This window comes from Streptomyces marokkonensis (genome assembly GCF_039539045.1).
Classification (GTDB): domain Bacteria; phylum Actinomycetota; class Actinomycetes; order Streptomycetales; family Streptomycetaceae; genus Streptomyces; species Streptomyces marokkonensis.
Genome location: NZ_BAABCQ010000292.1, coordinates 1 through 5,048, shown reverse-complemented (window position 1 = coordinate 5,048; position 5,048 = coordinate 1). Strand labels below are relative to the sequence as shown.

4 protein-coding genes and 1 pseudogene are annotated in these 5,048 nt (G+C 70.3%); 2 read left to right on the top strand and 3 right to left on the bottom strand.

Annotated elements, in window-relative coordinates; genetic code table 11:
- The first annotated feature begins 137 nt into the window (after positions 1 to 137).
- On the top strand, positions 138 to 587 hold the full coding sequence (locus ABEA26_RS34925) for a nuclear transport factor 2 family protein (RefSeq protein WP_345597960.1): 450 nt from the start codon (positions 138 to 140) through the stop codon (positions 585 to 587).
- A 40-nt stretch (positions 588 to 627) separates the two neighbouring features.
- Positions 628 to 1,441, top strand: a pseudogene (locus ABEA26_RS34920) (IS5 family transposase); the annotation flags it as partial.
- A 93-nt stretch (positions 1,442 to 1,534) separates the two neighbouring features.
- On the opposite strand, the gene ABEA26_RS34915 reads toward ABEA26_RS34920, so the two are convergent.
- The 3 genes from ABEA26_RS34915 to ABEA26_RS34905 form a co-directional block, all read right to left on the bottom strand.
- Positions 1,535 to 1,918 (bottom strand): pyridoxamine 5'-phosphate oxidase family protein, encoded by a 384-nt coding sequence (locus tag ABEA26_RS34915; RefSeq protein ID WP_345597962.1) that lies wholly within the window; start codon positions 1,916 to 1,918, stop codon positions 1,535 to 1,537.
- A 387-nt stretch (positions 1,919 to 2,305) separates the two neighbouring features.
- Positions 2,306 to 4,405, bottom strand: a complete 2,100-nt coding sequence (locus ABEA26_RS34910; RefSeq protein WP_345597958.1) for an MMPL family transporter — start codon at positions 4,403 to 4,405, stop codon at positions 2,306 to 2,308.
- 191 nt (positions 4,406 to 4,596) lie between these two features.
- Positions 4,597 to 5,048, bottom strand: a 452-nt coding sequence (locus ABEA26_RS34905) for a carboxymuconolactone decarboxylase family protein (protein WP_345597957.1), incomplete at its 5' end; no start/stop codon positions are given.

Sequence of the window (5,048 nt, the reverse complement as noted above, 5' to 3'; positions counted from 1 at the left end):
GTTCAACCCGGCCGTGGCCGACGAGAGGTACGCACCGGCGCTGCACAAGAAGAACCGCTGCAGGACCCGACCCGAAACAGTTCCGCGGGTGCCATGCTTTCGCCATGACATTCACCCGCACAGGCGATGAATCACGCATGGAAATCAGAGAGTCGGAGTTCGAGTCCCGGGCCCGTGTGGCGGCTCTCCTGGACCGCTATCTGATCTCGCTCGACCAGGAGGAGCTCGACGCCCACTGGGCGGCGGACCTGTTCACAGCGGACGCGGTCGTGGCCTTCCCGATCAGCCGGCACGAAGGCATCGAGGGGATGGCCGACTACCACGCCACCGCGCTGTCGGCGTTCGCCGCCACCATGCACCTGGGCTCGCCCGCCGTCGTCGAGGTGCGCGACGGCACGGCGACCCTGCGCGCCAACCTGATGTCCACTCATGTCCACCATGCCGCGGCGCCGGACGGTGCGCCGCGGCTCTTCACCACGGGGACGTCGGTCCGGGGCGGCGCCCGGCGCACAGCGCTCGGCTGGCGGCTGGCGGAGCTGACCTTCCGCCTCGTGTGGTCCCAGGGCAGCCCGCCCTCACCGGCCTAGGGCATGTCCGCAATGTCGGTGAGTTCTTGGCCCGTTCGTGGTGCGACGTCATGAAGTGAGCGATCAGGCTTGGGCGGTGATCGGGCCGTTGCCGGCTCCGCCTCGGATGGGTCGTCCGGTGCGGGACCGGCGGCAGATCCTCAACGGGATCCTGTGGCAGCTGTCCACGGGTGCTGCCTGGCGGGTCCTGCCGCAACGGTACGGGCTGTGGAAGGCGGTCTACGAACGGTTCCGCCGCTGGTCGGCGGACGGAACCTGGGACCGGCTCCTGGCTCACGTCCAGCAGCACTCCGACGCGGTCGGTGAGGTCGACTGGTCGATCGTGTGCGTCGACTCGACGGCCGTGCGGGCCCACCAGCACGCGGCCGGGCCCGAAAAGGTGGCCCTGGACCGGCGAAGCGCTCGGCCGGTCCCGCGGCGGGCTGAGCACGAAGATCCACCTTGCCTGCGACGGGCAGGGCCGGTCCCTCGCGTTCACGATCACGGGCGGGGACGTCAACGACTGCACCCAGTCCGAGCCGGTCATGGCCCGCATCGCGATCAAGCGGGTGCGGGCCCGGCCGGCCCCGCACCCGGCCCGACCGGGTGACCGGCGGCAAGGGCTACTCGTCCCGCAGGATCCGCGCCTGCCTGCGCAGACGCGGTATCGCCTGCACCATCCCCGAACGCACCGACCAGATCAAAGGACGCCGACGACGCGGAGAAACACTCTGCCGCCTCGACGCACCGCCTGCCGACGCCGCAACGTCGTCGAACGCTGCTTCAACCGGCTCAAGCAGAACAAGGCCCTCGCCACCCGCTACGACAAACGCGCCCGCCACTACAAAGCCCTCGTCACCCTCGCCTGCCTACGTTCTCCGGCTCCCCACCGACATTGCGGACACCCCCGTGGCACGCACGGCGCCGCCGCCCCGGTACCCGCGTACCGGGGCGGCGGCGCCGCTTCGTCAGACGTTGAGGCTCAGCACACGGTCGACGGTGATCTCGATGACCACCCGGCCGGGGCGGTCGGGCGGTGCCGACCAGTACCGGCGCGCATACCGGGCCACTCCCGCGGTCATGCGCTGCGGGTCCCGCGTCACCTGCGCCGTGCCTTCCAGCGTGACCCAGCAGAAGCCGTCCACCTGACACAGCGCCACCCGGCTGCCGGGAGCAGCGAGCAGGTTGCGCGCCTTGCGCGACGACGCCACCGTCAGCACCCTGGCCAGCCCCGCCTCCGCGTCCCACGTGAAGCGCACCGGCGCCACGTGGGGAGCTCCGGCGGACCGCATCGTGGTGAACGTCGCCACGAACCGGGCGTCGTTCAAGAACGCCTCGACCGACTCGGACACCGTCACGGCAGCGGGGTGTCGCGAAGGGAGCGTCATCTCCTGTGCGTCCTAACTCTCGGTGGAAGGGCAGCTGCCCCGCCCTCGCAGAGGAGCGCGGGTCGCCGTCGTCCGCGCGGGGTGTTCGACTGCTGACACGCCGCACTTGTCGCCGCCGATCGGCCTTTCAGCGCGGGGAGGTCGAGCTCACCGGTCGGCCACTGGGCATGCGTGAGACCGTACAGCCGGGGGCGGGCCCGGGAAATGGCCGTCCACCCGGGCTCCGCCCGCACTCGAACGGGACACCGGGGCTTGCCGACCGGGAAGGCCGGCAAGCCCCGGGTTTGCGGGCCGAGCGGGTCGGGGGATTTTCCCCGCCCGGCCCACGACTGCGGGTCCCGGTCCGGAGGCTCAGACGCGAGCGTCCTTGCGGGCTGCGGCCGGCACCGGCGGTGCCGCCGCCTTCGCCGCCGGCCGCCGGGGCATCCACCAGTTGGCCTTGCCGCACAGCTCCATGACGGCCGGGACGAGCACCAGCCGGACGACCGTGGCATCGATGAGCACGGCCACCGCCATGCCCAGACCCATCTGCTTGGCCGCGACGTCCGGCCCGAGCAGAGGGGTCACGAAGACCGCGATCATGATGGCGGCCGCGGCCGTGATGACCTTCGCCGTGCGCGCCAGGCCGCGCGCGACCGCGCGGCGGGTGTCGCCGGTGCGCTCGTACTCCTCGCGGATCCGGGAGATGAGGAAGACCTCGTAGTCCATCGACAGTCCGAACAGGAGCGGGAACATCATCAGCGGCACCCAGGTCGTGATCGGCATGTCGGTGGTGAACCCGAGCGCGGATCCCAGCCAGCCCCACTGAACGATGGCGACCAGCACGCCGTAGGCGGCGCCGATCGACAGCAGGTTCAGCACAGCCGCCTGCAGCGCGATCGTCACGGACCTGACCAGGGCGACCACCAGTACCAGCGACATCAGGATCACGATCGTGATCATCAGGGGCAGGTTCGCACCGATGTCGTCGGCGAAGTCGATCGAGCTGGCATTCGGGCCGCCGATGTGGACGTTCTCGCCGCCGGCCGCGGGCACGACGTCGTCACGCAGGCGGTGCACCAGCTCGACCGTCGCCTCGGCCTGCGCGTTGGTCTCCGGGAAGGCCATGAAGGTCACGGCGTGCCCGTCCTCGCTGGTCAGCGGCGGCGAGACGTGGGCGACGCCGTCCGCCTCCGCCACCGCCGCGATGACGGGGCCGAGGTCGGAGGGCCCGGATCCGGTTTCGGCGGCGAAGACCAGCGGGGCTGCGTAGCCGGGGCCGAATCCCTCGGAGAGGATCCGGTAGGCGGTGTAGCTGCTGCGGTCGTGCGGCTGGACGCTGGCGTCGGGCAGGCTGAAGCGCATCGAGAGCGTGGGAGCGGCCAGGACCAGCAGGCCCACGGTCGCCAGGACCGCGGACACGACGGGTTTGCGCTGCACCGCCGCGGCCCACCGCTCGGCGGGACGGCGACGCTCCCTGGACAAAGCCTTCTGCGACCGCCGCCGGGACGACCGACGCGGCAGGCGCAGCGAGTTGATCCGGCGGCCCGTGAAGCCCAGCAGCGCCGGCAGCAGGCTGACCGCCGCGAGCATCGTCACCAGCACGGCCACGGACGCACCGATCGCCACCCCGGTCATCATCTGCTGGCCCATCACCATCAGGCCGAGCAGCGCGACCACCACTGTCGTCCCGGCGAACAGAACGGCACGGCCCGCCGTGGCGACGGCGTTGACGGTGGCGTTCTCCGGATCGGCGCCGCTCTCGAGGCCCTCCCGGTAGCGGGTCACGATGAACAGGGCGTAGTCGATGCCGACGCCGAGACCGATGAGCACCGCGACGAGCGAGGTGAAGTCCGGCGAGGGAACCACGTGCCCCACGAGCTTGAGCAGGGCCATGCCTGCCACGATGGCCAGCACCGCGGTCAGGATCGGCAGCCCCATCGCCACGAGCGAGCCGAAGGCGATGAACAGGATGACCGCGGCGGCCAGCAGGCCCACTCCCTCGGCCCCGCCCTGCGCCGGCGTCTCGGCCTCCTGGACCTTCTGTCCGTCCAGGGCCAGGGTCACGCCCTGGCCGGAGGCTCGCTCGACTGCCTCCAGCAGGGGTTCGATGTCGGTCTTCTTCGCGTCCTCGTCGGTCAGCGGGACCGTGGTGCGGGCGATGCGACGATCCTTCGTCACCAGGTCCCGGTCCTGATAGGGCGAGACCACCGGTCCGGTGACAGGCGAGTCGGTCAGCTCGGTCAGCGCTTTCTCGATCTTCGCGCGAGCGGCGGGGCCGTCGATCCCGCTGTCCGTCCTGATCGCCAGGGTGAGCGTGTCCCCCTGGCGCTCGGGGAAGTGCTTCTCGATCAGCGTCTGCGCCTTGCCCGAGCCGGAGTCCGAGCCCGAAGCGCCGTTGTCGGACGGGGCACCGTAGCCGAAGCCGATGAACGCCACGGCGATGACGCCGACGATCCAGGCCGGCAGCACGAGCCACCGCCGTCGAAAGCAGAACCGGGCGAGTCTCGCCAGAGGCCCGTCAGTTCCGGAAGCAGGGGTTGTCACCATGCGCTCCTCACGTCCCTTGTGGCACGTACACCCACACAAATGGAACTCTTGTTCGATTCAAGGGGTGCGGAGCACCCTTGATGCCCAGGACGGCTGGGGGGGGAGCCCCGGGATCAGCCCCAGGTCTTGCCCGCGGGCTCCTTGATGATGCGGTTGATCCGGTTGAAGAAGTTGGTCATGGCGATCTCGAGATTGATCGCGCCGATCTGTTCCTCGGTGAAGGTGTCGGCGACGTCGTCCCAGATCTGATCCGTCACGCCCGCCGCACCGTCCTGGATACGGGTGGCCCCCTCGGCCAGGGCGAGGGCGGCCCGCTCCTCGTCGGTGTAGAAGGGCGCCTCGCGCCAGGCGGCCACATTGTGCAGCCGTTCGTCCGTCTCACCGTTCTTCTTCGCCGACGAGACCGCGGCGAAGACGCACGGTGCACACCCGTTGATCTGGCTCGTGCGCAGGTGGACCAGCGTCAGCAGCTGCTGGTCAACTCCGCCGGCGGCGATCGCCTTGTAAAGGTGCTGGATTGCCGTGTAAACGTCGGGGCTCAGCTTGCTGTTCATTCGAGCTTCCA